Origin of the sequence: Chryseobacterium sp. PET-29, from assembly GCF_025736815.1 — a bacterium.
Taxonomy (GTDB): Bacteria; Bacteroidota; Bacteroidia; order Flavobacteriales; family Weeksellaceae; genus Chryseobacterium; species Chryseobacterium nepalense.
In genome coordinates this window covers 2,213,332-2,238,836 of the sequence record NZ_CP107053.1, presented here as the reverse complement: position 1 = coordinate 2,238,836, position 25,505 = coordinate 2,213,332, and the positions used below count along the sequence as shown (strand labels likewise).

The following is a 25,505-nucleotide window of genomic DNA, read 5'->3' as shown; positions in this document are numbered from 1 at the left end:
ACTGTATATAAATTATTCCATTAAAAATAGAAAGCTGAATAATTTTTTTCTAATTTTTTTAATCGATTATCACAGTTTAGAGTAATATTTTTTGTGTGGTATCTCTTTCATTTAAAAAAATACCACAGCTTTAAAATTTTTTTTATATTTGATTGATCAAAGTATTATATGAATTTTGTAGAGTGTCATGAAGAGCCTATCCATATTCCGGGCTACGTACAAAGTTTTGGCTATCTGATTGGCATTGACGCAGAATCTCATTCCATCACTTTTTTCAGCAAGAATATTGAGGATATTTTTAAAATCGAAAGTTCTGAAGAGCTTTTCGGTAAAAAACTTACGGATTTTCCGGAAGCTTTCGGCAGTATTATTAGCTCCGATATATTTAAATCCCTACCTAATTTCACGCGGAGAGATAATGAAACGTTCTTTGATAAAGTATTTATCGGAGACAATCAGTATCACTTATCGGCATTCAGAAGTAAAGGGAATATTTTTCTTGAATTTGAAAAGGTTCTTGTAAATCCCAATAAGCAGATTACCAACAAATATGATAATTTTTATATTGTTGAAAATGAACAGGAAATTTGGGATCAGCTGCTTAATATATTATCTAAAATTGTGAATTATGACCGTATGATGGTCTACAAATTCATGATGGACGGTTCCGGGAAAGTTGTGGCAGAAAAAACAAACGATAACCTCGAAAGCTATCTTGGCCTTCACTATCCGGAATCTGATATTCCCATCCAGGCGAGAGAATTGTATCTTAAAAAAAGAAAAAGAATATTCAGCAATGTGCATGAGGAACCGGTACCGCTGCTAAGCAGAACGAAGGAAAGTATAGACCTTACTTATTCAACTTCACGGGCCATGTCTCCCATCCACGGACAGTATATTAAAAATTCGGGTGCGTCTTCAAGTTTCAGTGTTTCCATTATTATTGATGATTATCTCTGGGGTCTTGTTACCTGCCAGAATTCGGAACCAAAGCATATTGATCTGGAAGACCGTGTGCAGGCCGGGATTTTCACGGCACTGGCATCCAATGCTTTTTCATCTTTCAAATCGAAAAATGAACTGAATTACCGCCTCCAGCTTAATGAGGAAGTTTTACGTCTAAAAGCGGAATTTTTAAAACACGATACTTTACTTGAGTCCTTAACGGAAAATAAGGCGGAACTAAGAAAACTTCTTGATGCAGACGGTCTTGCAGTGGTTGCAGATGAACATACCATCACAGAAGGAATCACGCCCGAACCATCTGTCATTGAAAAAATCACCAAATGGGCCCATGAAAATATTGAAGACACTATTTACCTGAGCCGAAGTTTCCTTAAAGACTACGGTCAGCAACTTGGGCTTGATGAAAGGGCCGCGGGTGTTATTATTTATTTCATGGAACGGAATAAAAACAATGTCCTGATCTGGTTCCGTAAAGAGTTTGATGAACACATCAACTGGGCTGGGAATCCGGAGAAAAAAGTTGAGGTGGTGAATAACAACGGAGAAGAAAAAATGATGGTTTCCCCGAGGACCTCTTTCAAAATATTTACAGAAGATATTAAAGGAAGTTCTAAAAGATGGAGTTCCAGGAATATTCTGGCGCTTCAGGGAGTGCGGGACCTTATTTTAGAAGCATTACACAAAGACTATAATACGATTAAAAGGCTCAACGACGAGCTTAAAAAAGTAAATGAAGAACTCGACAGTTTTTCATATACTATTTCTCATGACCTGGGAACACCGCTTACGGTGATGAAGCTGAATGCACAGATGCTTCTTAAAACTTTGATAGACGAATCTGAGAAAAGCCGTAATAAAATTAATTCTATCATCGAAGAGATAGACAATATGGCGGAAATGATGCATGATGTTTTACAGCTCAGCCGTGCTAAACATAGTGAAATCCAGCTTGAAAAACTTGAAACGGTGCAAACCATCGAAAAGATTTGTGAAAATGCCAAAATTACTTTCGGAACTCCGAAAAGTGAAGTTATCATTAAGGCATGTCCGGAAGTTCTTGCTGATAAAACAATGCTCCATCAGGTGTTTTTAAATATCATCAACAACGCGATAAAATACTCTTCCCAACAGGAAAAACCGGTGGTGGAGATTGAAGGGACCGAACAGGGCGAGATGGTGATCTACAGAATTTCAGACAACGGAATCGGTATTCCTGAAGAAAATAAACACAAAATGTTTAAAATTTTCAACAGGATGGATAATGCCAAAAAATTCAAAGGAAATGGAGTAGGGCTATCAATTGTCCACAGAATTATGAAACGGATCGGCGGTAATGTAGAATACGAAAGTTCTCCGGAAGGCACTTCATTTATCCTAACATTTAAAAAACCTTAATGATTATTTAGGGAATATCAAAATCCTTATGACTGTATCAGAATATTTAAAACAAAATACGGCATCATATCACGATGCTGCCGAAAAGCTTTTCAACTCAAAAAAAATTTTCAGTAAAACATTTACTCTTGAAGATTATAAAAAAATTATTCACAGCAATTATTTGATGCTTTTGCATTCTGAAGATAAGATCTTTAAGAAACTTGACAAATATTCGGAAAAGCTGCAGCTCAGCGACAGAATGAAGCTGCCTTTAATTGAGAAAGATCTTAAAAGCCTTTTACTGAAAAAAGCTGTTGCCGGCAGTGAACTGGAATTGACCAGTCAGCATGAAGCACTTGGAGCCATGTATGTGATAGAAGGTTCAACTTTGGGTGGAAATGTCATTGCTAAACAACTTTCCAAAACCGACGGCTTTGATGGAATTACCTTCAACTTTTTCGGCTGTTACCACGAAAACACCGGTGCTATGTGGAAAAGCTTCAAAGAAACCCTTGATGCCGAAGTCCATGAAAATAATTATGATGAGGTATTATCCGGTGCCAAAAAGCTTTATTCATTCCTGCTGAACGTCAGCTAAACAGATTTTATATTCTAAATAACGTTTTTAAGATAATTAAATTCCTGAAAGATTGCTCAATTTTTCAGGAATTGTTAAATTTGGGAGCTTTCAATTTTAAGCTAAATAAATAATTCTAATAAATAATTTAAAAGTTATATTATGAAACGGTAAAGTTCATAATACCTTTAAAAACAATAAATAAATATAAATATATTATGAAAGTAACTGTAGTAGGTGCAGGCGCTGTAGGAGCAAGCTGTGCAGAATACATCGCTATGAAAAACTTCTGTTCGGAAGTGGTTTTGGTAGATATTAAAGAAGGATTTGCTGAAGGTAAGGCAATGGATCTGATGCAGACGGCATCTCTTAACGGATTCGATACGAAAATTACCGGTACAACAGGAGATTACAGCAAAACTGCAGGTTCTCATGTAGCCGTTATTACATCTGGTATTCCAAGAAAACCTGGGATGACGAGAGAAGAACTGATCGGTATCAATGCAGGAATTGTAAAAGAAGTTACTGAAAATTTAGTAAAACATTCTCCGGAGGTAATCATCATTGTTGTTTCCAATCCAATGGATACAATGGCTTACCTTGTACACAAAACTTCCGGTCTTCCTAAGCACAAAATCATCGGAATGGGTGGAGCGCTGGATTCTGCAAGATTCAAATACAGATTGGCTGAAGCATTAGAAGCTCCAATTTCTGACGTAGACGGAATGGTAATCGCTGCTCACAGTGATACAGGAATGCTTCCTCTATTGAGTAAAGCTACAAGAAACGGGGTTCCTGTAACTGAATTCCTTGATGCCGAACAACAAAAATATGTAATCGAAGAAACAAAAGTAGGAGGCGCAACGCTTACCAAATTATTGGGAACTTCTGCATGGTATGCTCCCGGAGCTGCTGTTTCCGTAATGGTTCAGGCAATCGCTTGCGATCAGAAAAAAATGATCCCTTGTTCATTAATGCTTGAAGGAGAATACGGACAAAATGATATCTGTCTTGGTGTTCCTGCCATCATCGGAGCAAACGGTGTTGAAAAAATCGTAAACGTAACCCTTACTGCTGAAGAGCAATTGAAATTCGCTGAAGCAGCCAATGCAGTAAGAGAAGTGAACGGAGATCTTAAGTTTTAATAGATAAACTTTTTACCTTATATATGAACTCCGCGCCCGAAGGGCGCGGAGTTTTATTGAATACATTCATAATTCTTATACAATGCTTTCACATAAATCTTTTAATTAAAAATTACAGGGGCGTAAGAGCAGTATTTGCAGAAACTTTAATCATATTCTCCTGAGAAGTATACCAACCTACAAATCTTTCATATTCTTCCTTATGTGAACTTAGCCATGTAGTAAAAGCCTCCTTATCCCCCATTTGAAAAATATAAAAATTGTAAGCATCGAATACTTTATTATCTTCCATTTTTTTGAAATAATCAAATAAAACATTTGGATAATCTTTTTTTAATTTATCATTGTAAAGAATAAGGAATTTATTTCGGATTTCAGCAAAACTATTGAGACTGAATTCTTTTTGATCTATTGCAGCCAAAGCGAGATTAGCTTCAAACAACATACAAAAAGGCATTTTTAATTTTTTCTCAGGATAAAGCTTAATCGACTTACATATCGATATTTCTAAAGACTTACTATTTTTAAAATTTATCGAAGCTTTATAAGTGTCATAAAGCTTTTTGCTCATTTCCTGTGACCTTTTAGTCGTTCTTTCAAGGTTTAAAAATATTTCGCCATAAATGAGTCCGGATAATTTATTATCAGAATTTAAGAAAATATTTGCAGCCCTATAATAATTTGAAGAATACATTGGTTCGGCTTTCATTCCTTGCTCATACAATTCTATTGCAGTATTATAATCTTGATCCGATTCAAAAATTACTCCCTTTTCAAGATATAATCTTCCTGAATTCGGAAACTTTTTCAGGCCTTCGTCATAAATAGCTATTGCCTTTTTAGGATTGTTATCATAATCATATGTATTTCCTAAAAGTTGATAATAATCTGATTTTATGTCTTGGTAATTCTTAATTTTTTCGAGTTTTGAGATAGCACTTTTATATTCTTTTTTACCTATTAAAGCGTAAGCAATTTCGTAGGGATAGGTATAATCACTGGAATCAACTTTTTCACATTCTTCAAGAATAGCAATGGCTTCATCAAATTCTGACTGATCAATGAGCTTAACTGCATCATATACTTTCTCACATTTGAAAGTTTTTTTCTGGGCATTGCAAAAATGGAAAGAAGTAATTATTATTACAATTAAAGTAGTTTTCATGAAATTAGCTTTGCCCAAAACTACACAAATTTAAATAATCGTAGTGCTTTTGATTGAAAATATTTTCAATCTACTGTTAACCTCAACCCCGCAGCTCCGAGGGCGAAATACCAAATTCTTTTTTAAAGACATAAGAAAAATGGGAAAGATCCTCGAAACCCAGGTCAATATAAATATCCGAAGGTTTCCGATGCTCCTTATCCAGAAGAAAGTATGCTTCCTGAAGGCGTTTTTTAATGAGCCATTTGCCCGGAGCCATATTGAAGGCCGCTTTGAAATCCCTTTTAAAGGTAGATAAACTTCTGCCAGTCATAAATGCAAAGCGCTCTAAACTGATATTGAATTTATAATTCTCATTCATGAAATGCTCCAGGTTTATTTTATGCGGAATACTGAAATTGAAAAAAATATTCTTAAGTTCCGGATTGTTCTTCAGCAGAATCATCATGAGCTCTTCCCGTTTGATGTCTACAAAATAATCATCAAGCTGTTCCGTACCATCATAGTAAGGTTCCAGAGAACGGATAAAATTTTTAACCAAATGATCTTCTTTAATGAAGATAAATGAATCGTCGTTATCTGCTGTTTCAGCAGTGTAGGAATGGCGCTCCAGAAATTTTTTAAGGAAAGCCTCATCGAAAGTTATAATTACTTTTTCAAACTGCCCTTCGTCTTTATATTTGGTGTACCGCACCAGATGGTTTTTCCGGGCAATACAATAATCACCGGGCTGTATCTGGTAATGTTTGTTTCCGTCATAGGCGATCATCGAACCTTTTAGCAGAAACAAAAAGAAATGCTCCGGAATGAACTGTTCCGGAGAAATTTCAGGTCCTAAATGGCAAGACTGCAGATTGTTGAATTTCATGTTGTATTAAAGATACGATAAATCTATCAATGATTCATAAGACTATCAGCGCTTGCCAGTAGTGCCTCCTCTCTGCTTCTGGGGTTCCAGTGGAGTATTGTTGTTGCTTTTTTGTTGGATATCTGTTTATAGAATTCATCACCAATCGGTTCCAGTTTTTTAATATGAGAAGTATATTGTGGCCTTTGTTTTTTAAACAGTTCGGCAACATCGTAAAAACTCATCACACCTTCTGCGGTTGCAATAAAACGCTCTCCCGCAGCTTCAGGATTTAGCATAGCTTTTATATGAATATCTGCAACATCTCTTACATCTACGATACCCATGGTAAAAGTAGGAGTATATTCCAGATTACCTTCCAAAATGCCGGAAACGGCAATATCCAGTGAAGCAGAGGTAATTCCGCCAAGTGCAGGACCGAATATTCCTACAGGATTAATAACGGATAATTCCAGTCCATTTCCTTCTTTTTCAATAAATTCCCAGGCTGCTTTTTCTGCCACGGTTTTCGATTTGATGTAAGCCGGAAGCTCTGTATTGATATCCGTCCAGTCATTTTCTGTAAAAACATGATTTTCAGTATTAATGCTGTAACCGACTGCCGCAAAAGATGAGGTTAAAACCACTCTTTTAACACCGGCGTTTCTTGCTGCTTTCAATACACGCAAAGCACCGTCTCTTGCCGGAATGATCAGTTCATTTTCATCTTTCGGGTCCTGAGCCGGGAAAGGGGAGGCCACATGAAGAATATAGTCACAGCCTTTTACAGCTTCATCCCAATTGTTGTCACTGGTGAGATCCGCTTCAAAGAAAGTGAGGTTTGAAAAATCTGAAATTCCGCCTTCTTCCAACGCTTTAATGATGCTGTCCTTTTTTGAAAGTGAACGAAGTGTCGTTCTCACATCATATCCTTGCTGTAATAATTGTAATACAGTATGAACTCCAAGAAATCCTGTTCCTCCCGTCACCAAAACTGTTGTCTTTGTATTTTCCATTATTTTAAATTTTACAATACAAAGTTGGGTAATATCCGGAGTTAAGAATTTGTTGTACGGTTCAAATTTTGTTTGTTGTGGAGTTCAGATTAATACAAAATCTCCTACGGGAAAATCCGCAGGAGAAAAATATATGAAATCTAACTTCGATCAGTTTTGTTTAATTCTTATTAAAAGTGACAAAAGCATCTTCGGCAGCGGCAAAAAAGTTATCGTATAACACTCCTGTATTTCCAACACGAATTTCATAAATATCTTCCTGAAGGGCTTTCACCAGATCGTTCGCAACATCCGAAGCCGGAATTCCGTTTTCCCGACCACCGATTTCTACGGAAAAATCTGTATTTACCAAAGGCGGCATCAGTTCGAAAACTTTTACGTTGGTGTCTTTTGCCAGTTCATATCTCAACGATTGGGTATGAGAGTGCAGCGCTGCTTTGGAATCTGAATACGTTGGAAGATAAACACCGGGAACAAAACCCACAATAGATGAAACATTTACGATAGCCGCTTCGCTTTGCTGTTTTAGTAGCGGAAGAAATTTTTCCGATAATCTGATGGGCGCAAAATAATTGGTGGTGAACTCCGTAACCGCTTTACTGTAAGCGTCCCCGTCTTTTGCAACATTGTATACATAGGCGCTGCCGGCGTTGTTAATTAAGATATTCAGCCCGCCAAAATTTATTTTCACTTCTTCCACCAGACGGTCTATATCTTTTTCGTTGGTTATATCAGCCTGGATCGTGTGAACATTGTGCAGGTCTTTCGCTGCGGCTTCTAATTTTTCTTTTGTTCTGCCGACGATAATAATGGTATTGTCCGGACTCAATGCTTTGGCAATTGCTAATCCGATCCCGGAACCTCCTCCGGTAATTAAAATGGTGTTGTTTGTAAGGTTCATAATAATTTGCTTTTTTTAAAGTTATCTGATTTGTAAATTGTACTATTTGGTACAAAATTGATTAAAGTTTATTAATATTTAAGAGTTGTAAGTATAGGATGGTATTAAATTATATTTAAAATTAGGGTATCTTTATTCGAGGATTCTCAAATTCATTTCAATCATCGATCTGAGTGTTTCGTGGGAGGCTTCCATGCGTCTTGTTACATGAATTCCGTTCCAGAGATTGGTAAGATGCCATGCCAGAACTTCAGGATCATCACTGTTTTCAAGCGTTCCGTTTTCTTGGGCTTTACGAATGACTGTTGCAAAAATTTTCTGGAGGTTTTTTAATAATCCTGCAGTGATTTTTTTAATATCCTCGTCTTTCTCAGAAAGCTGAACCAGTGCATTTCCAAGATAGCAGCCTCTGTCTATATCACAGTTTTCAGCATCAGCCAGAACCAAAAAAAAACGTCTGATAAACTGGATCTGATCATCCGAATGTTCAATTGCAGAAATAATTTTTTTACTAAATTCTTCAGCGAATTGCTTTAATGAACGAATATAAAGTTCCTGCTTTCCCCCTTTGAAGGCAAGGTAAAAACTGCCTTTACCGATTCCCATGGCATTTAGCAGCTCATCTGCGGAAGCCGTATCGTAGCCTTTATTTCTAAAGACTTCTGTTGCTTTATCTATCGCTTCTTTTTCGTCGAATATTTTCGGTCTTCCTGCCATTTTTGTATTTTGTTGAGACAAAGGTATTAAATTGTACTGTTTAGTACAAAATTAATTTTCAAATATCTTTTATAGTTTTTGTCGATAATTATTGAAGTGAATTTAAAACCCTTTCGAACTCAAGGTCACGGTTATCGAGAATATCCTGATCCGTATATTTGATTAATTCATTGATTCTGATTCCTTTTTGCTGAGTCTGCGAATTATCAGGATAAAAGATTCCATTTCCAGTAAATTCCAGAAGGTAATCACCGGGAAGATTGATTTTAACCACATCTCCATCTGCACCTGAAGTTTGCTGCCCGATTGTTATCGATTGTGGGAAAATTTTCTGCAGGCTCATAGAATACCATTCACTTGCACTGCGTGTATCGGGATTTACAAGTATAAAGACTTTTCCGGAATAGGAATGCGTTGTTTTATTTTCAATTTCCGGATAATTATATTTTGGATCCCGGAGATTAAAGGTGCCTAAATTTTTCAAATCAGGTTCATAATATTTATAAAAATAATTTTCGACAGGCGAGAAGTATTTATAAACATAATGAAAAATGAAGCCACCCCAATCCGGATAACCCCTCATATCAAAAACAATGGCCTTTTTACGCGAGGCATTTTCCAGAATGCTGTCCATTTTGGCATCTAATTTATCATCGTCAACATTCTCCATGAAATGCATCGTTGCATCGGTTTTAAAATAGGCAATATCCTTGTTGTCTAAACGGCGGTTTTCTATTGTCCTGTTTTTATGGTTGATATAATTAACAAGAGCAGAAACTTGTGATTTATCAGTTGCATTGATTAATTCAATTTCTGTAGAGAATTTTTTGGAACCGGAGCGTACCGCTAAAGTTTTCCTGGGTAAATTATCGGGCCAGATCAAATTGTATTCGTAGGTTGAAAGAACGTATAGTAATTTCTGATGATTGGAAACCGAAAGTAATCTCCCTTTTTCCTTAATAATTTCAGAGACTTTTTTTCCATTAATTTCAGTTATCTTATCACCGGTTTTTATACCGGCTTTATTGCATATTTCAGGGAAAATGAGATGTGTAACCAACAAATGATCTCCCACAATCTGAAAATCAAATGGTGAATAATATGAAACATTGAATAATATCCCGTCTTTGTAATTGAGCTGACGGTAAAAAGAAAAAGCGTGACTATCCTGAAATTGTGAAACGGTTTTTGCTAAGACCCTTTCAAAATCTTTCCGTGTTGATGATTGTACAGCTTCATCCAGTAAAATATTAAAGTAAGAATCGAAATTTTTATCCATTAAATATTTGTGTGGAAAAAGATAATCAACAGTACCCTGTATTTTTGCCATGGTCAATAGCCTGTACTTCAGCGGTAGATTTTCTTCTTTGGGGAAGGGGTATTCTTTCTCATCACTTACTGATTTTCCTTTTGGTAAAAGTCCGTAATCAAAGCGGTTTTTGTAGATGTTGTTCAAAAGGTTTTTATTTTCTGCCGTAATCTTTTTATTTTTTTGAAACCAGTCGAAATTTTGATTTACAAAAAGGATATCTTTATTGTTATCAATAATAGGTGGCGAAGAAAATTGGGTATTTAAATTCTGTGTTATTAAAGTAATGATTTCGTTGAAATTCTGTTTCGGCTTAACTTTTTCGATATTGACTAAAAACAAACTATCGGCATCGATTTTTCCACTGGCAAGATCGCGATGATAATATTTCACGAAATTCCATGTCTTAATGAAATCTGCATATTGATTTTTCTGGGCGAAAATAAATTGCTGAATTGTAATAAATAGTGTAAAAATGGCTATTTTTTTCATGATAATAAGTAGTTTATAAATATAGTATATATATTTTAATAAAAATTATTTATTACCATAATGGGCTGAGTGTTCTTATATTAATAGATCAAAACTCATAAAAATTGCCGTTTCAGTAGAATCATTGTATAGTTTTGTGTTGATACCGGTTATTGAAAATCCGGCTTTCTGAAAGAATTTGATCGCATGGTAATTGGTGTTTTGGGTTTCAACTTCTACCATCCGGCATTGTAAATACCGTGCTTCACGATTAATTGCTTTAATGAGCAGCTTTCCGATATTCTGTCCTCTGAAGTCTTCACTTACCAAAAGGGTTTCAATAAAAAGACTATTGTTCCATGCTCTGAAATCACAAACCGTCCAGGCTATCAGCTCTCCGTTATGGAACGCTCCGAAAGAATGTCCCCGGCTGATAATGGAGTTGAGCCGTTCAAAATTCTCCTCATGATTCCAAATTTTACTGTAATACTGGTTTTTTTCTCTTAAACTGAATTCAAAAGTATTTCCTGCTTCAATAGCAGATACTACATATATTTTATCGGTAGTATAGCCGTCTAAGCTCCAATCCAGTATGGGACTGCCGGGAAAGCTTTCAAGTTTTCGTATTTCCATCGATGAAATGAGGATGTTGATTGATTCTATTTGAAACCATTTCTAGCGCGTAGTTTTGGTACTGAACATATTGCTGCCCGTTACATAAAGCAAAACCTGTAAAATAATAAGAACCGAAATTACAGCTACCCTGATCATCGCGTTTTCGGCAAACCGGTTTCTGATGGTTTCCATATAGTTGATCTTCTCGATCGCAAATTCCTTAAGGCGGGCAATGTCCGTAAATTCATTTACTTTTTTGATCTCCGAATTGATTTCAGCTTCGTTGAGTGTGGTGGCCACATTGATCAGGTTGATATTGCTTATAAAAAGCCATGCAAATAAAATGATGGAAACTGATAAAAGAAAAGGTCGGAGAAGTTTCATTTTTCTGTGTATTAATAAGGATTTGATATTTCTCAAATTTAACTAATTTGAAACAAACTCCATACAAATAATATACCTTAAACTTTTTTAAGACAATTATTTACCATTTTAAAAGGAAAAATTACCGAATAATACATCTTATAAACAGCAGGAAACTGAAATTTAAACAAAATTTCATATACCAAAAATTCAAAACCCGTAAATTTGCTCACAATAAAATGTAATTCAATGCTTAGGAAAATTTCGATTGCAACAGCAGTTATTGTATCTGTAACGGCAATCAACGCGCAGAAGATTAAAAATTCCAGACTGGAAAGGCCGAAGTTGGTGGTAGGACTGGTGGTAGACCAGATGAGATGGGATTATTTATACCGTTATTATAACAAATACGGCAATGATGGTTTTAAAAGATTACTGAATACGGGCTATTCTCTGAATAACGTTCATATCCCTTATATACCCACTGTTACGGCATTGGGACACACCTGCATCTATACGGGATCAGTTCCGGCCATTCACGGTATTGCGGGAAATGACTGGACAGATAAGGAAACCGGCAAAAATGTGTACTGTACCACAGACGAGTCGGTAACACCGGTTGGGACTACCAATACAAAAGTAGGAAGCCACTCTCCGAAGAATTTATGGTCAACCACTATCAGTGACGAACTGAGAATGGCTACTAATTTTCAGGGTAAAGTAATTGGTGTTTCTCTTAAAGACAGGGCTTCTATTCTACCGGCAGGTCATAACCCGAACGGTGCTTTCTGGTTTGATGATTCTACGGGAGATTTTATTACGAGCAGCTGGTATATGAATGATCTTCCGCAGTGGGTAAAAGCTTTCAATGCGCAGAAAATGCCGGAAAAATTGGTTGCTAATGGATGGAGTACCCTTCTTCCTATTGATCAGTATACTGAAAGCTCACCGGATAATTCTGCGTGGGAAGGATTATTAGGAAGTGCAAAAACACCTGTTTTTCCTTACAGCAATCTGGCTTCGGATTATAAAGATAAAAAAGATAATATCCGGTATACGCCATTCGGGAATACACTGACCCTGAAACTTGCCGAAGCGGCAGTAGAAGGAGAAAAGCTGGGAAGTGATGATGTGGTGGATATGTTGGCCGTAAACCTTGCTTCCACAGATTACGCAGGACATAAATTCGGACCCAACTCTATTGAGGTTGAAGATGTATATTTAAGGCTGGATCAAGATCTTGCAAAGTTTTTTAATTATCTTGACTCTAAAGTAGGAAAAGGGCAGTACACTGTTTTTCTTTCCGCAGATCATGGCGGTGCACATTCTGTAGGCTTTCTGCAGGAACATAAAATTACTACCGGATTTTTTGGCGACGGAATGGAAAAAAATATGAATGATAAGCTGAAAGAAAAATTCGGAGTTGATAAACTTATTAATGCCATTGATAATTATCAGATCTATTTCGACAGGAAACTTCTTAAAGAACATAAACTTGATCTGGATGTGGTAAGAGATTTCACCGTTGAGGAAATTGAAAATGATCCGAATGACCTTTACGCCGTTTCGGTGACAAAGGTACAGCAATCTACGATTCCGGAACCGATTAAACAAAGAATTATCAACGGGATCAACAGACAGCGAAGCGGAGATATTCAGCTGATCTCACACGATTCAATGCTTCCGCCTTATTCTAAAACAGGAACAACGCATAGTGTATGGAATTCTTATGATTCACATATTCCTTTGATTTTTATGGGCTGGGGAATTCAACATGGCGAAAGCAATAAAGCATATTTCATGACGGATATTGCTCCTACGGTTTCTTCTTTACTGAAAATACAGTTTCCAAGCGGGAACATAGGAAATCCCATAACGGAAGTAATCGGGAAATAATTTTTTTGAAAAACTGTCTAAGCTTTTTACCTCAAAAAGTACAAAGAATAATATAGTTTTAAAGCTTATCATTGCGTGATTAAAAGAATCTCAAAGTTTTAAAAATCTTTGATTTTTATTTTTTTGAAAGCTTTATTAACGAAGATTTGCAATAACTTTTGTCTCTTTTGCGGTTAAAAATATATTAGCATAAAAAATCCTTAACAAATTTGTTAAGGATTTTTTTATTCAGACGAATATTTTAGTGCCGTCTATTTTCAGCATATTCTGTTTCTCCATCTTTTTAATGGCCCGGATCACCGTTTCTATCCGCATTCCGGTAAGTGATGCAAGCTGCTGCCTGGTATACGGAATATGAAATGAAAATTTGTCATTAAACCCGAAATGGTTTTTCACATGGTTCAAAATAAGATTGAGCTTCGTTACGGGATCCTGAAAAGAAAACGGTGCAGAGGTAATGTGCTTATAACGCATACGGTCTGCCGTATAAGAGTACATGCTGAAGATCAGCTGAGGCTTTTTCAGAAGGAGTTCAATTAGTCTGTTCTTTTCAAGTTTTATAATTTCGCAGTAAGTAACGGCAATTGCATTAACCGCATATTTTTTATCATGAAAAAGATAGGTTTCGGCCAGACAATGACCATCGAAAGGTATCCCGTGGATAAACTCTTTACCGTCTTCCAGGAAGCTGCTTATTTTTACAGTACCGGTTTTTATTTGCAAATAATACTTCGGAGTGCTCTCTTCTTCAAAGATATATTCACCGGAATTATAATTTTGTTGCTCGGCACCATGTGAAAACAAGAGGTTTTCGCATATGATCATATTCTAACTGTTATTTGTTTGAGATAAAATTAACAAATAAACATGTTGATTAAAAATTTATTAATACCACATACATGCCTTATACAGGGAGATACAGAGAATAACTCTAAAAATTGAAATACCTATTATGAACGGTATGATAACAACCATTTTTTGTATATTATTGATTAGTTCATACCAAACGGATAAAATTAAATGGCAGTACACAATCTGTATACCGCCATTTAGATTTTATAGAATTATAAAAAATTAATCTTCATCATCTTCAGGTTCGTCTTCATCATCGTATTGCTCCAGAAAATACGTAAAAGTAAATTCTTCCATCTGATCTTCCGCATCTTCCAGTACGGTAAGAAGATCTTCAAAAATTTCGAGCTGATCCACCGTCATATTAACGAATTCAATATGAATCGGCATTTCAAGTCCGCCGGTAATAATATCCGATAGCGCATCCAAATTATCTCCGAAATATTCCGGAAGCGGAAGCTTTGTTTTTAATTGTGCATAGAAGTCTTCATAATCTCCTATGTCTGTAAAATCAATATATATTGTTTTCATATTCAACTGAATTTCCAGTTTTTATTCATTAAAATTTGTTTGCATTTTTTACAAAATTCCTTTTCTTCATCAGTAGGGTTTTTACCTTCTGCATTCCTCATAAAACATTTTTTTTCAGGACAATGCTGCAGTCCCTGTGTATGGCCAAGCTTATGTATTGCAACTTTAAAAAACTGCTCGTTCCGGTTCTTTTTATTAAGCCTGAAACTTGATGCAACGCAGGCAGTTCCCGGTCTGAAACCTAATCCCATAATCCCGAAATCTTTTATATTTCCTTTGGCCGCACTAATGTCTTTTGATGTTAAACCAATCGTTACAAAATTGTGGTTTGTATTTTTGCTTAAAAAAGAAATGATTGAATCTGCACGGTAACGATTTCGGGGTTTATAATAGCAATTTTTCGGCAAATCGATAGGATCGAGTATTTTTACTTTTGGATACATTTTTTTAATTTCTTTTACCAAAAATTCTACATCTCCGGAATTCATATCTTTAAAAGGCTGTACTAAAATCGTAACAGCTTCAATATCTTTTATTGCTTTTTCCCTTTGTTCTGAACATGAGCATAAAGCATATAAATACAATAGATAAACTAAAATAGTCCTGAATCTTAAAATCTTTTTAGTCTTGTCCATTACTGCTTTTCAAAGCTTTTGTAATGATTTTTTGTGAGATACACATCACCGTTTTTTGTAAAAATAATACGGTCTGCATTTCTGTTTCCGCAATGATAATTAACATCGGCCTCAAAATAGATTTGTCCTTCAGGTAAAGCTTTTTCCCGGTTCCCGAATGAATCTCCGCCAATCGCTTTTCCAGGCAATACTTCGCAAAGATTTCCTTCAGAAGGCTTCCATCCCATTTTTCTGGCTTCACTTTTAGTAATGTAATAGTCCGGAAGCTTATGATTTTGCTTAACAAACCGGATAACCGTATTTTGTTCCGTAAGCTGATCTACAGATTGCTGCTGTTCTGAAGAATTATCTGGTGCTGAAGACCCGGCACTGCTGTATTCTACAACGGGTTTTGCATGATCTTTTTGATCTTCAATGAAATTCCGGTAAATATACATCGCCGACATCCCGAAAAGAAGTCCGAGGCAGATGAAAAACAGAGATCTTGTTTTACTGTTCATAGTTTTTAATTTAAAAAAAATATAACAATCTAAGAATCTAACAATGTAAAAATTAAAAGATGTAATAATATTTAATAAAATAACTAAAGATCCTCAGAGTTTGAAAACTCACTTTATTACATTGTTACACTATCAAATTGTTCCATTAAATTATCCTCTCCATTCTTCCGGAATATCACAGATCGGAATAGGAACCATTTTATGTTTTGCCGCTTTATGCATTCTGTCGAAGATCATGAATACTTCCTTCTCGCGGCCTTCATAATCTTCCACCGCTTTTATGCCGTATTCTTTCTGAATTTTTTCAAGCTCGGGATAAGTTGCTCCAATCTGGTCTTCATCAGTTCTGTCTGCATCCCAAAGTCCGTCGGTAGGAATCGCATTCTGAATACTTTCTATAAGGTTAAGAGATCTTGCCAGCTCGTACACCTCAGTTTTATAAAGATCGGCGATAGGCGAAACATCTACACCGCCGTCTCCGTATTTTGTGTAAAATCCTATTCCGAAATCTTCCACTTTATTTCCCGTTCCGCAAACCAGAAGTCCGTGAAGCTGCCCGAAATAATAAAGCGTAAGCATTCTGAAACGCGATCTTGTATTGGCCAGAGCCAGATTATTGCTCCATCTTCCTTCCACATGATCATGAACAATTCCTTCAAAACTTTCGAAAACTGGAGTCAGGTTAATGGTTTTTCCCTGCACATTAGGAAATTTTTTCTTTAGATCTTCAATATGATCCTGTGCGCGGTTTACCTGGTCTTCTTTCTGACGGATAGGCATTTCCAACAGTAAAACCTCAAGTCCTGTCATTGCGCAAAGGGTAGAAACCACTCCGGAATCCACACCTCCCGAAACCCCGATTACATATCCTTTTGCATTAGCTTTTACCGCATAATCTTTCAGCCAGTTGACAATATGGTCTATTACTTTTTGTGTCTGCATTGTTATATTTTTTAATCTGTTTATAAGAATTTCAAAATTAAATGTTTTGAAAATAGTATTAAAAATAATTTTTATGATTCAGCTCGTACCAGAAACAAATACCGTCCGGTTCTGTAAAATCTCCGGTTTTTATGAAACCCAGTTTTTTCAGAACATAATGGGAAGCATGGTTTTCAGAATGAGCATGGGCGTAAATAACATCAATTTTTAAACCATTAAAGCCAAAATCAAGCGAAGCCCTTGCAGATTCTGAGGCATATCCTTTTCCCCAATATTCAGGCATGAAACGATAGCCGAGATCATAAACATTTTTATAGCCGTTCACTTCCCGGGTTAGAAATTTAAGTCCGCTCCATCCGATCAACAGTCCGCTTTGTTTTTCGATAACGGCAAGTCTTCCCACTCCATAATCTTTATATTGCTGCCGGATCATGGTAATAATGTTTTCAGTTTCACGGATATGGGTGAGAGTTGGCATTCCGATGTATTTCATGACTTCAGGACGGGAATCCATCAGAAACATACGCTCTGCGTCTGTTTCTTCAAATTTTCTCATGATCAGTCTTTCGGTTTCCAGTTGCATTTTTATTGTTGGTGAAATCCAAAAATGGTCACATCTTTAGCTCCTTTTTTAATATCATCTTCCCGGATGGGATTTTGTTTTATATTCAGGGTTTCTAAATTCGGATTTTGAGAAATGTCCAGTTTTCGGATAAAATTATGTTCCAGATTTATATTTTTAAGATTTCTAAGGCCGCTGATATCAATGGCTTTAATTTTATTTAAAGATACGGTTAATTGGGTAATTGCAGGAGTTGATTTCAATAAAATATTTTGAATCATATTATCATCAAGATACAGCGAGGTAAGGTTTTTAAGGTTTTCGGCACTGAAGGAAGAAATCTTACACCGGGTACAGGAAAACAGCCTGAGGCTGCCCATGTTTTTTACAGAAATTACGGAAATCTTATTATCATCCAATACGATCATTTTTGCATTCTTAAAATACGGAAGGTCTTCCGTTGAGGTAATGCCTTTTCCTACCAGAAAAAGATTTTCAACGTGATCGGCTTCAGACTGAACAATATTTCCGTCTTTATTAAGATCAAAGTTTTCGATAATGGCTTTTTCAAAGTTTTTATCTTTAAATATAATTTTCTGAGCATTGAAAAAAGGGAATAACGAAATCAAAAGCCAGAAGGATATTATTTTATTTTTCATTATCATTTTATGTTTAAATCACTATTTTTGTAGACTTAATTTCATGTAAAAATATGAAGATTTTCAGAATTGTTGCACTTTCACTAGTATTCGTTTTGGGATTAAATTCCTGTAAAAAAGAACCTGAAAATAAATGGAAAGTTGAAGTAAAGAATCCTGCTGAAAAAGTAGAAATTATCGATATTTCCAAAAACTTTTATGATCAGAATTTTCCTTTAACACAATTTAAATCAGAATTTCCGTGGTTCCAGGGAACAGTAAATGATGCGGATTTTGTTAAACGCAGAGCGGATCAGGAAGAAATAAAAATTTACAAGGAAGCTATTGCTAAAATAGATGAGAAAAAACTTCAGACAGACCTTCAGGATCTCTTTTCCCATATAAAATATTATTTCCCGGCATTCAAAAGTCCGAAAGTATATCTCTTTTCGTCTGCCTTGCAGATGGTTCAGGATCCTATTTTTTACGATCCGAAAGGAAATCTGCTGTTTGTTGATGTCACAGGTTTTATGGGAGAGGGAAATCCTAATTATAAAGGGCTTGAGATGTATTTCCAGAAATCGATGAACCCCAATAATATCGTACCGAAAGTTGCCCAGATTTTTGCAGAAGGTTTTGTGAAAGAATCTCCCGACCATCAGAAATTTATAGACATGATCATTCTTAATGGTAAGATCATGATTCTGAAAGATGCATTTCTGCCGACTTATCCGGATTATCTGAAAATGAACTATACCCAGAAGCAATATGAATGGGCGGTAGCCAATGAAGCCAATATCTGGAATTATTTTGTAGAAAATAATATCATTTTTGGAGATGATCACCGATTGGAAGACCGTTTTATTGCTCCCGGACCGTTCTCAAAATTTTATACGGAAATTGATAATGAATCTTCACCACAGGTGGGAATTTTCACGGGATGGCAGATTTGCAAAGCGTATCTTAATCAAAAACCTGACATTAAACTTCAGGATTTCCTGAATACGGATGCTACGGTTATTTTTAATCAGTCTGGGTACAAACCGAAATTATAAGAAATAAGCTGTAAAATATACGGCTGATAAATATAGAAATTTAGAAAATAGAATGTTATGAGAAAAACTCAGATTACCATAGATGTAGAATTGGATGAAAATCATATCCCCGAAAATATCACCTGGAATGCTCAGGACGGAGGAATTGAAAAAGAACCTACAAAAGCAACCATGATTTCAGTGTGGGATGACAAAGCCATGGAGGCTCTGAGGATCGATCTTTGGACCAAAGAAATGCCGGTAGACCAAATGAAAATGTTTATCCATCAGATTTTGGTTTCTCTCGGAAACACTTATCAGAGAGCAACCGGTGAAGAAGATGTAGCACAGTGGATGGAAGAAATAGCAGAAGAGTTTGCCGTAAAATCGGCGATAAAAATGTAAGAATTAATATAACAATGTATCAGTCTAGCAATGTAACAAATATTGGTAAACTGGTACATTGATGCATTGTTAAATTATTAAGATTATGAATTTCAATACAAAAGTAATACACGGTGGCCAACACCACGAATCTGCAACAGGATCTGTAAATGTTCCTGTATTTTTAACATCAACATTCGCCCAGAAAAGTCCGGGTGTACATTCCGGATACGAATATTCAAGAGCGGCAAATCCTACAAGACAGGCTTTGGAAGATTCTCTGGCAAGCATTGAAAACGGCGCGAGAGGTTTGGCCTTCGGGTCTGGCTTAGCGGCTATTGATTGTGTTTTAAAATTATTAAACCCAGGAGATGAGGTTATTGCAGTGGATGATTTGTACGGGGGAACCTACAGAATGTTTACCAGGCTTTTCGAAAAATATCAGCTCAAATTTACCTTTGTGAGTTTTGATGATGCTTCAAAAATTGCCGATGTCATTACCGATAAAACAAAATTAATCTGGGTTGAAACACCAACCAATCCTTTAATGAAGCTGGTTGATATCAAAGCGGTAGTTGAAGTGGCAAAGGGTAAAGATATCCTGGTTGCGGTTGACAATACCTTTGCGACTCCTTATCTCCAGAGACCGATTGACCTGGGCGCCGATATCGTAATGCACTCTGCAACCAAATATTTGGGTGGGCACTCCGATGTTATCGCAGGAGCTTTGGTGGCGAAAGATGCTGAATTAGGTGAAAAACTTCATTTTATCCAGTTTGCGAGCGGTGGTATTTTGGGGCCTCATGATTCATACCTTGTACTAAGAGGAATCAAAACATTGGCATTAAGAGTTCAGAGACATTCAGAAAACGGAATGGCTGTTGCCCAATATCTTGAATCTCATCCTGCTGTGGATAAGGTGATTTATCCCGGTTTGGAATCTCATCCTCAATATGAATTGGCCAAATCCCAAATGAAAGATTTTGGAGGAATGGTTTCTTTTACGTTTAAATCGGGAAAAAAAGAAGATGCGATTAAATTTTTAGAAAAAGTAAAAGTATTCACATTGGCTGAATCATTGGGTGGAGTAGAGTCTCTGGCTAATCATCCTGCTTTAATGACCCACGCTTCCATCCCGGCGGTAAAACGTGCAGAATTGGGAATTACCGATGATCTGGTACGTTTAAGTGTTGGAATCGAAGATGCGGAAGACCTTATCGCAGATCTTGAAAGAGCTTTTTCGTAACATCACTTTTTAAAAGCATTTTGATTTGTATCGAAAAGCAGTATTGATTTTATTTGAAGCTTTTTGACTCCGTCGAATTGTATTTGCAAATTTTTTAAGGAGCAATTTCCCGCTTTCGCTACTCGCTTTTTCTGTTTTTGGCTCGGCGGCAAAGCCGCCGAGCCAAAAACAGAAAAGAGCTCAGACATGTCGCTCAACCGGGGCTAGGGTGGAGGTCTTTGTTTAAACATTTGAAAACCGTACAAAGTTTTTAGATATTGATTTAATAAAAATTGAGCTTTATGGTCTTTGTTAAGTAAAAAGGCTTTGAGACCTTAAAAACATTTAGTAGTCATAATTCTAGCGGCTTTGCATTTAAAATAAATTATTAATAAAAACATTATGAGAAAGATTCAGATTGTATTGTTACTGATTGTAAGTCAGATCATGTTTTCTCAGGTAAAGAATACCGATGAGCTCTATAAAACGGCAAAAAAATTAGACAGTCTGATATTCGATATCGGATTTAATGCATGCGATCTTTCTCATTATGATTCAATCGTCAGCGACGATCTTGAATTTTACCACGACAAAGGCGGGATTACCTCCGGAAAAGCAGCATTCATTGCGTCCATTAAAAACAATATCTGCGGCGGTCCCAACAAAGTAAGGCGCGAACTGGTTCCCGGCAGCATGAAAATTTATCCTTTGTACAATAATAATGTTCTGTATGCTTTCATTCAGGAAGGAGAACATGATTTTGCTGAATTTTATAAAGGAAAATGGAATAAAGGAAGCCGCGCAAAATTTACTATTCTCTGGACTCTGGAAGATAAAAACTGGAAAATGAAAAGGGTTTTAAGTTACGATCACCATCTATAAATTACTTTATCAAACATATATTTTCATAGCTTTATCTTTGACAATATTTTCAAATTCAATAAAAATGACAAGAAAAGCAACGGCCGCAGATTTGCAGCAATTGGCTGAACTGTTTGATCAATATAGAATATTTTACCATAAAGAATCTGATATTCAGGCAGCAGAAAAATTTTTAGCAGAAAGGATCGGAAATAAAGATTCTGAAATTTTTGTCGCTGAATATAACGGCAGGCTGGTAGGTTTCGTACAGCTTTATCCGCTGTTTTCTTCTACAAGAATGAAGCGTTACTGGCTGCTGAATGATTTGTATGTCAATGAAAATTATCGTGGAAAAGGGTATTCAAAGGCTCTTATCGAAGAAGCTAAGAAAATGGCGAAATCTTCTGATGCATGCGGAATTCTTCTTGAAACCGGGAAATCCAACGATATCGGAAATCAATTATACCCCGCCTGCGGATTTGAAATCTATGATGAAGTGAATTTTTACGAATGGACAAATGAATAAATTAATGCACCAATGAAATAAATGTAACAGTCTGGCAATAATTAAGCTCTATATTATTAAACTGATACATTGTTACACTGTTAAACTGCTACATTATTAAATCATAAACAATGACTGATTTTCAAAAATATATACAAAGATATTTAGACTTAATCCCATCCGAAAACTGGTTGGAAGAATTAAAAAAAACCGGAGAACAAACGGTTGAACTCTATGCTCAGCTTTCGGAGGAACAGTCTTCGTTTGCTTATGCAGAAGGAAAATGGACCCTGAAGGAGCTATTGTTGCATTTATCAGATACCGAAAGAGTATTTCAATACAGAATTCTGGCGTTCTTAAGAAGCGATCAAAATGAGTTGCCCGGTTTCGATGAAGAACTATATGCGAGCCAGTCTTTTGCCAATGAAAGAACCGTAAGCTCACTGTTGGAAGAATATCAGCTGATCAGAAAATCTTCTCAGGTTTTATTGGAAACCGCTCATTTATCGGCATTAAAAAATGTTGGCACAGCAAACGGAAACCAGATTTCCGCAGAAACAATCGGGAAATTGATTGTGGGACACAATGTGCATCACCTGAATATTATTAAAGAAAGATATTTGGTAGAATTGTGAAGTTTTTTAATTTTATTGTCATTGAGAGAAGCGAAGCGACGAAGCAATCTAATAATTTAAAATTTAACACAAATGAAGCCAGGCTTTGTATACATCATGACAAATAAAAATAATACGGTTTTATATACTGGTATAACATCTTAAAAGAGTTAATGAACACAAAAAACATTTTTTTGAATTAAGTTTTACTTCAAAATATAATATAGATAAACTTATTTATTGGGAATCTTTTCAGGAAATAGGTGATGCAATTTATAGAGAAAAAAAGATTAAAGCAGGTTCAAGACAGAAAAAAATAGATCTGATAAATTCAATCAATTCAGAATGGAGAGATTTGACTGAAGATATTAAGGATATCATGAATCCTTTTTGAGATTGCTTCGTCGCTTCGCTCCTCGCAATGACAAATAATTATGGAAAACATTATACAAATACTAAAATCAGGCGGTACTATTTTATATCCTACCGATACTATTTGGGGAATCGGTTGTGATGCCACCAATATAGAAGCGGTCAATAAAATTTTTGAAATCAAAAAACGGGAAAAGAATAAATCCATGATTATTCTCGTAGAGTCTGAGAAAAGGCTGCAGGATTTGGTGGACGTTCCTGAAATGGCTTGGGAAATCATTGATTTGAGCGAAAAACCCGTTACCATCGTCTATGAAAATCCGAGAGGTCTGCCAAAAGAACTGTTGGCGGAAGACGGAAGCATCGGGATTCGTCTGGTAAAAAATGATTTTTGTAAGAAACTCATTACCAAACTTAATAAACCATTGGTTTCCACCTCTGCAAATTTCAGTGGTGAAAAAAGTCCTTTGAAGTTTTCGGACATTTCACGGGAGATTATTGATCTGGTAGATTATGCAGTGGAAGAAGACAGGGAAAAAGTGTCTCAGTATTCAGGCTCTTCGGTTATCAAAATCTGGAGTGATAACAGAATAAAAGTACTTCGCGAATAAGAAAAAAGATTTAATTATCTTTGTAAAATCATTCAGCCATTAAGAAGTCGGAAACTTAGTTTTTACACTAAAATCTGATTTCTTAGTGGTTTTAAATTAAATAATAGTTGAGCTTTAATCTATTGTTTATCAGTATCATCTAACATCTAAAAAAATGTTCATCAATCTTAATCAAAATAGAAACCTTAAACTTTTTAAAATAATTTCTGAAGTCGCGGAAAAAAATGGCCAGTCGGTGTATATCGTTGGAGGGTATGTTCGTGATTTGCTGATGAAAAGAAAAGCTTCTACGGATATTGATTTTGTGACTGAACAGAGCGGCATCGAGCTGGCCCAAAATGTGGGAAAAGAAATTGATCCGAAGATGAAAGTTTCCGTCTTTAAAACGTATGGTACGGCAATGATAAGGTACAAAGACCTTGAGCTTGAATTTGTAGGTGCCAGAAAAGAAAGTTATACGGAAGACAGCCGGAAGCCGGAAGTGGAAGGCGGTACCATAGAAGACGATCAGAAGAGACGGGATTTTACGATCAATGCAATGGCAATTTCTCTAAATAAAGATAATTTCGGTGAATTAATTGATCCGTTTAACGGAGTGGAAGATCTCGAAAAAGGAATTCTCAGAACACCGTTGGAACCTGCTCAAACCTATTCTGATGATCCGTTGCGAATGATGAGAGCCATTCGTTTTGCTTCCACATTACAGTTTCAGATTGAAGAAAAATCCCTGGAAGCTATTAAACAGGAAGCAGAAAGAATAAAAATCGTTTCGATGGAAAGAATTATGGTGGAATTTAACAAAATCATGCTTTCCCAAAAACCTTCTGTCGGACTCAGGCTGATGGAAGAAACCGGTTTGATGAAATTGATTATTCCTGAACTCATTGATCTGAAAGGAATAGAAGAAGTGGAAGGGCAGACCCATAAAGACAATTTTTACCACACCTTGGAAGTCGTAGATAATATTTCACAAAATACCGACAATCTTTGGCTGCGTTGGGCGGCATTGCTTCACGATATCGGAAAAGCACCGACGAAAAAGTTTGTGGAAGGAACGGGCTGGACATTCCACGGACACGAGTTTTTAGGTTCAAAGATGGTGAAAACTTTGTTCCAGAGACTGAAACTGCCTTTAGGGCCGGATATGAAATATGTTCAGAAAATGGTAAAGCTTTCTTCACGTCCGATTGCTCTTATTACTGATGATGCTTCAGATTCTGCACTGAGAAGGCTTTTATTTGATTCCGGGGAAGATCTGGAAGATCTTTTTACACTTTGTAAAGCAGATATCACTACGAAAAATTCTAAAAAGCAGGAAAAATTTAAAAAGAATTTTGAATATGTAGCGGTAAAAATCAAAGAAGTGGAAGAGAAAGATCAGGTAAGAAATTTTCAGCCGCCGATTTCTGGAGAGGAGATTATGGCACTGTTTAACCTGAAGCCGGGCCGTGAAATCGGAATTTTAAAAGAAAAAGTAAAAGAGGCCATCCTGGAGGGAGAAATTGAAAATGACAGCGAAAAGGCAAAACAATTCGTTATTGCAGAAGGAGAAAAACTGGGGCTAACACTTGTTTAAATGTTTTTTGGACCATTTGATTGTATGATATTGATAATCATTGTAATTTTCAATATTATAGTTTGGAAATATGAAATCATAAAGAAACGCAATTGGGTATTTTACCTGATTGCGTTTTTGCTTTTCAGCTTTATTATTCCTGTTTTTTCTATTTATTTCGAAGTTCAGAGAGCGATAAAAGGCCAGCCGTTTGTAGATAATTTTACATTGTTATATACGTATTTCAGATTTCCCATTTGGTGGATGATAGGTGTGCTTGAGGTAATTTGGTTAAAATATTATCTTAAAATAAAAATCC

28 protein-coding genes are annotated in these 25,505 nt (G+C 36.1%); 13 read left to right on the top strand and 15 right to left on the bottom strand.

The window, feature by feature from the left end:
- Positions 1-168 precede the first annotated feature (168 nt).
- The 3 genes from ODE14_RS09915 (at position 169) to ODE14_RS09905 (ending at position 4,065) form a co-directional block, all read left to right on the top strand.
- Entirely contained in the window at positions 169-2,361 is a 2,193-nt protein-coding gene (locus tag ODE14_RS09915) for an ATP-binding protein (RefSeq protein WP_263601339.1), read from the top strand.
- Between the two features lie 28 nt (positions 2,362-2,389).
- Positions 2,390-2,941: a biliverdin-producing heme oxygenase gene (locus ODE14_RS09910; RefSeq protein WP_263601338.1), complete on the top strand. Its 552-nt coding sequence runs from the start codon at positions 2,390-2,392 to the stop codon at positions 2,939-2,941.
- Between the two features lie 197 nt (positions 2,942-3,138).
- Positions 3,139-4,065 (top strand): malate dehydrogenase, encoded by a 927-nt coding sequence (locus tag ODE14_RS09905; RefSeq protein WP_029294870.1) that lies wholly within the window; start codon positions 3,139-3,141, stop codon positions 4,063-4,065.
- Between the two features lie 112 nt (positions 4,066-4,177).
- Here ODE14_RS09905 and ODE14_RS09900 read toward each other — a convergent pair whose 3' ends face one another.
- From ODE14_RS09900 to ODE14_RS09865, 8 genes are all read right to left on the bottom strand, one after another.
- Complete coding sequence (locus ODE14_RS09900; protein ID WP_263601337.1) at positions 4,178-5,230, bottom strand: tetratricopeptide repeat protein; 1,053 nt, start codon at positions 5,228-5,230, stop codon at positions 4,178-4,180.
- Positions 5,231-5,312: 82 nt separating this feature from the next.
- A complete protein-coding gene (locus tag ODE14_RS09895) occupies positions 5,313-6,098 on the bottom strand; it encodes a helix-turn-helix domain-containing protein (RefSeq protein WP_263601336.1) in 786 nt (261 codons plus the stop codon).
- Between the two features lie 26 nt (positions 6,099-6,124).
- Positions 6,125-7,093, bottom strand: a complete 969-nt coding sequence (locus ODE14_RS09890; RefSeq protein WP_263601335.1) for an SDR family oxidoreductase — start codon at positions 7,091-7,093, stop codon at positions 6,125-6,127.
- 160 nt (positions 7,094-7,253) lie between these two features.
- Positions 7,254-7,994, bottom strand: a complete 741-nt coding sequence (locus ODE14_RS09885; protein ID WP_263601334.1) for an SDR family oxidoreductase — start codon at positions 7,992-7,994, stop codon at positions 7,254-7,256.
- 132 nt (positions 7,995-8,126) lie between these two features.
- Complete coding sequence (locus ODE14_RS09880; protein ID WP_263601333.1) at positions 8,127-8,711, bottom strand: TetR/AcrR family transcriptional regulator; 585 nt, start codon at positions 8,709-8,711, stop codon at positions 8,127-8,129.
- Positions 8,712-8,799: 88 nt separating this feature from the next.
- The gene (locus tag ODE14_RS09875) at positions 8,800-10,512 is read right to left on the bottom strand and encodes a S41 family peptidase (protein ID WP_263601332.1); all 1,713 of its coding nucleotides are present in this window, start codon (positions 10,510-10,512) and stop codon (positions 8,800-8,802) included.
- A 75-nt stretch (positions 10,513-10,587) separates the two neighbouring features.
- Positions 10,588-11,124, bottom strand: coding sequence for a GNAT family N-acetyltransferase (locus tag ODE14_RS09870; protein WP_263601331.1), 537 nt, complete (start codon positions 11,122-11,124; stop codon positions 10,588-10,590).
- 42 nt (positions 11,125-11,166) lie between these two features.
- A complete protein-coding gene (locus ODE14_RS09865; protein WP_248391506.1) occupies positions 11,167-11,490 on the bottom strand; it encodes a hypothetical protein in 324 nt (107 codons plus the stop codon).
- A 228-nt stretch (positions 11,491-11,718) separates the two neighbouring features.
- On the opposite strand from ODE14_RS09865, the gene pafA reads away from it, so the two are divergent.
- Positions 11,719-13,365, top strand: a complete 1,647-nt coding sequence (pafA, locus tag ODE14_RS09860; RefSeq protein ID WP_263601329.1) for an alkaline phosphatase PafA — start codon at positions 11,719-11,721, stop codon at positions 13,363-13,365.
- Positions 13,366-13,593: 228 nt separating this feature from the next.
- Here the strand turns inward: pafA and ODE14_RS09855 are convergent, their stop codons facing one another.
- The 7 genes from ODE14_RS09855 to ODE14_RS09825 all read right to left on the bottom strand — a co-directional run bounded on the left by ODE14_RS09855 (position 13,594) and on the right by ODE14_RS09825 (position 18,046).
- Positions 13,594-14,190 carry a Crp/Fnr family transcriptional regulator gene (locus ODE14_RS09855; protein WP_248391509.1) on the bottom strand — a complete coding sequence of 199 codons (597 nt, stop codon included), beginning with the start codon at positions 14,188-14,190 and terminating at the stop codon, positions 13,594-13,596.
- A 249-nt stretch (positions 14,191-14,439) separates the two neighbouring features.
- Positions 14,440-14,748: a barstar family protein gene (locus ODE14_RS09850; protein WP_263601328.1), complete on the bottom strand. Its 309-nt coding sequence runs from the start codon at positions 14,746-14,748 to the stop codon at positions 14,440-14,442.
- A gap of 2 nt (positions 14,749-14,750) precedes the next feature.
- The gene (locus tag ODE14_RS09845; RefSeq protein WP_263601327.1) at positions 14,751-15,383 is read right to left on the bottom strand and encodes a matrixin family metalloprotease; all 633 of its coding nucleotides are present in this window, start codon (positions 15,381-15,383) and stop codon (positions 14,751-14,753) included.
- On the bottom strand, positions 15,383-15,883 hold the full coding sequence (locus ODE14_RS09840; protein ID WP_263601326.1) for a ribonuclease domain-containing protein: 501 nt from the start codon (positions 15,881-15,883) through the stop codon (positions 15,383-15,385). The genes ODE14_RS09845 and ODE14_RS09840 overlap by 1 nt, the downstream gene beginning before the upstream one ends.
- Positions 15,884-16,033: 150 nt before the next feature.
- Entirely contained in the window at positions 16,034-16,825 is a 792-nt protein-coding gene (gene nadE / locus ODE14_RS09835) for an NAD(+) synthase (protein WP_263601325.1), read from the bottom strand.
- A 58-nt stretch (positions 16,826-16,883) separates the two neighbouring features.
- Positions 16,884-17,408 (bottom strand): GNAT family N-acetyltransferase, encoded by a 525-nt coding sequence (locus tag ODE14_RS09830; protein WP_263601324.1) that lies wholly within the window; start codon positions 17,406-17,408, stop codon positions 16,884-16,886.
- 2 nt (positions 17,409-17,410) lie between these two features.
- Positions 17,411-18,046 carry a leucine-rich repeat domain-containing protein gene (locus tag ODE14_RS09825; RefSeq protein WP_263601323.1) on the bottom strand — a complete coding sequence of 212 codons (636 nt, stop codon included), beginning with the start codon at positions 18,044-18,046 and terminating at the stop codon, positions 17,411-17,413.
- Between the two features lie 53 nt (positions 18,047-18,099).
- On the opposite strand from ODE14_RS09825, the gene ODE14_RS09820 reads away from it, so the two are divergent.
- The 9 genes from ODE14_RS09820 (at position 18,100) to ODE14_RS09780 (ending at position 25,207) form a co-directional block, all read left to right on the top strand.
- Positions 18,100-19,080, top strand: coding sequence for a gliding motility protein GldB (locus ODE14_RS09820; protein WP_263601322.1), 981 nt, complete (start codon positions 18,100-18,102; stop codon positions 19,078-19,080).
- A gap of 57 nt (positions 19,081-19,137) precedes the next feature.
- Positions 19,138-19,464 carry a gliding motility protein GldC gene (gene gldC / locus ODE14_RS09815; RefSeq protein ID WP_263601321.1) on the top strand — a complete coding sequence of 109 codons (327 nt, stop codon included), beginning with the start codon at positions 19,138-19,140 and terminating at the stop codon, positions 19,462-19,464.
- A gap of 85 nt (positions 19,465-19,549) precedes the next feature.
- On the top strand, positions 19,550-20,689 hold the full coding sequence (locus tag ODE14_RS09810) for a cystathionine gamma-synthase (RefSeq protein WP_263601320.1): 1,140 nt from the start codon (positions 19,550-19,552) through the stop codon (positions 20,687-20,689).
- Between the two features lie 381 nt (positions 20,690-21,070).
- Entirely contained in the window at positions 21,071-21,550 is a 480-nt protein-coding gene (locus ODE14_RS09805; protein WP_248391528.1) for a nuclear transport factor 2 family protein, read from the top strand.
- A 64-nt stretch (positions 21,551-21,614) separates the two neighbouring features.
- Complete coding sequence (locus tag ODE14_RS09800; protein ID WP_263601319.1) at positions 21,615-22,055, top strand: GNAT family N-acetyltransferase; 441 nt, start codon at positions 21,615-21,617, stop codon at positions 22,053-22,055.
- Positions 22,056-22,165: 110 nt separating this feature from the next.
- Entirely contained in the window at positions 22,166-22,669 is a 504-nt protein-coding gene (locus ODE14_RS09795) for a DinB family protein (RefSeq protein ID WP_263601318.1), read from the top strand.
- A 72-nt stretch (positions 22,670-22,741) separates the two neighbouring features.
- The gene (locus ODE14_RS18735) at positions 22,742-22,813 is read left to right on the top strand and encodes a GIY-YIG nuclease family protein (protein WP_412059355.1); all 72 of its coding nucleotides are present in this window, start codon (positions 22,742-22,744) and stop codon (positions 22,811-22,813) included.
- A 269-nt stretch (positions 22,814-23,082) separates the two neighbouring features.
- Complete coding sequence (locus tag ODE14_RS09785) at positions 23,083-23,631, top strand: L-threonylcarbamoyladenylate synthase (protein WP_248391534.1); 549 nt, start codon at positions 23,083-23,085, stop codon at positions 23,629-23,631.
- Positions 23,632-23,785: 154 nt separating this feature from the next.
- Positions 23,786-25,207: a CCA tRNA nucleotidyltransferase gene (locus ODE14_RS09780; protein WP_263601317.1), complete on the top strand. Its 1,422-nt coding sequence runs from the start codon at positions 23,786-23,788 to the stop codon at positions 25,205-25,207.
- The last annotated feature ends 298 nt before the right edge of the window (positions 25,208-25,505 follow it).

Excerpts from the sequence above, each read along its gene's own strand:
- ODE14_RS09850 (WP_263601328.1), bottom strand. The coding sequence starts at position 14,748 with ATGAAAACAATATATATTGATTTTACAGACATAGGAGATTATGAAGAC.
- ODE14_RS09805 (WP_248391528.1), top strand. The coding sequence starts at position 21,071 with ATGAGAAAGATTCAGATTGTATTGTTACTGATTGTAAGTCAGATCATG.
- ODE14_RS09905 (WP_029294870.1), top strand. The coding sequence starts at position 3,139 with ATGAAAGTAACTGTAGTAGGTGCAGGCGCTGTAGGAGCAAGCTGTGCA.
- ODE14_RS09890 (WP_263601335.1), bottom strand. The coding sequence starts at position 7,093 with ATGGAAAATACAAAGACAACAGTTTTGGTGACGGGAGGAACAGGATTT.
- ODE14_RS09845 (WP_263601327.1), bottom strand. The coding sequence starts at position 15,383 with ATGGACAAGACTAAAAAGATTTTAAGATTCAGGACTATTTTAGTTTAT.
- ODE14_RS09880 (WP_263601333.1), bottom strand. The coding sequence starts at position 8,711 with ATGGCAGGAAGACCGAAAATATTCGACGAAAAAGAAGCGATAGATAAA.
- gldC (WP_263601321.1), top strand. The coding sequence starts at position 19,138 with ATGAGAAAAACTCAGATTACCATAGATGTAGAATTGGATGAAAATCAT.
- nadE (WP_263601325.1), bottom strand. The coding sequence starts at position 16,825 with ATGCAGACACAAAAAGTAATAGACCATATTGTCAACTGGCTGAAAGAT.
- ODE14_RS09780 (WP_263601317.1), top strand. The coding sequence starts at position 23,786 with ATGTTCATCAATCTTAATCAAAATAGAAACCTTAAACTTTTTAAAATA.
- ODE14_RS09800 (WP_263601319.1), top strand. The coding sequence starts at position 21,615 with ATGACAAGAAAAGCAACGGCCGCAGATTTGCAGCAATTGGCTGAACTG.
- ODE14_RS09870 (WP_263601331.1), bottom strand. The coding sequence starts at position 11,124 with ATGGAAATACGAAAACTTGAAAGCTTTCCCGGCAGTCCCATACTGGAT.
- ODE14_RS09885 (WP_263601334.1), bottom strand. The coding sequence starts at position 7,994 with ATGAACCTTACAAACAACACCATTTTAATTACCGGAGGAGGTTCCGGG.
- ODE14_RS09830 (WP_263601324.1), bottom strand. The coding sequence starts at position 17,408 with ATGCAACTGGAAACCGAAAGACTGATCATGAGAAAATTTGAAGAAACA.
- ODE14_RS09785 (WP_248391534.1), top strand. The coding sequence starts at position 23,083 with ATGGAAAACATTATACAAATACTAAAATCAGGCGGTACTATTTTATAT.
- ODE14_RS09855 (WP_248391509.1), bottom strand. The coding sequence starts at position 14,190 with ATGATCATATGCGAAAACCTCTTGTTTTCACATGGTGCCGAGCAACAA.
- ODE14_RS09795 (WP_263601318.1), top strand. The coding sequence starts at position 22,166 with ATGACTGATTTTCAAAAATATATACAAAGATATTTAGACTTAATCCCA.
- pafA (WP_263601329.1), top strand. The coding sequence starts at position 11,719 with ATGCTTAGGAAAATTTCGATTGCAACAGCAGTTATTGTATCTGTAACG.
- ODE14_RS09895 (WP_263601336.1), bottom strand. The coding sequence starts at position 6,098 with ATGAAATTCAACAATCTGCAGTCTTGCCATTTAGGACCTGAAATTTCT.
- ODE14_RS09840 (WP_263601326.1), bottom strand. The coding sequence starts at position 15,883 with ATGAACAGTAAAACAAGATCTCTGTTTTTCATCTGCCTCGGACTTCTT.
- ODE14_RS09825 (WP_263601323.1), bottom strand. The coding sequence starts at position 18,046 with ATGAAAAATAAAATAATATCCTTCTGGCTTTTGATTTCGTTATTCCCT.
- ODE14_RS09900 (WP_263601337.1), bottom strand. The coding sequence starts at position 5,230 with ATGAAAACTACTTTAATTGTAATAATAATTACTTCTTTCCATTTTTGC.
- ODE14_RS09875 (WP_263601332.1), bottom strand. The coding sequence starts at position 10,512 with ATGAAAAAAATAGCCATTTTTACACTATTTATTACAATTCAGCAATTT.
- ODE14_RS09910 (WP_263601338.1), top strand. The coding sequence starts at position 2,390 with ATGACTGTATCAGAATATTTAAAACAAAATACGGCATCATATCACGAT.
- ODE14_RS09810 (WP_263601320.1), top strand. The coding sequence starts at position 19,550 with ATGAATTTCAATACAAAAGTAATACACGGTGGCCAACACCACGAATCT.
- ODE14_RS09915 (WP_263601339.1), top strand. The coding sequence starts at position 169 with ATGAATTTTGTAGAGTGTCATGAAGAGCCTATCCATATTCCGGGCTAC.
- ODE14_RS09865 (WP_248391506.1), bottom strand. The coding sequence starts at position 11,490 with ATGAAACTTCTCCGACCTTTTCTTTTATCAGTTTCCATCATTTTATTT.
- ODE14_RS09820 (WP_263601322.1), top strand. The coding sequence starts at position 18,100 with ATGAAGATTTTCAGAATTGTTGCACTTTCACTAGTATTCGTTTTGGGA.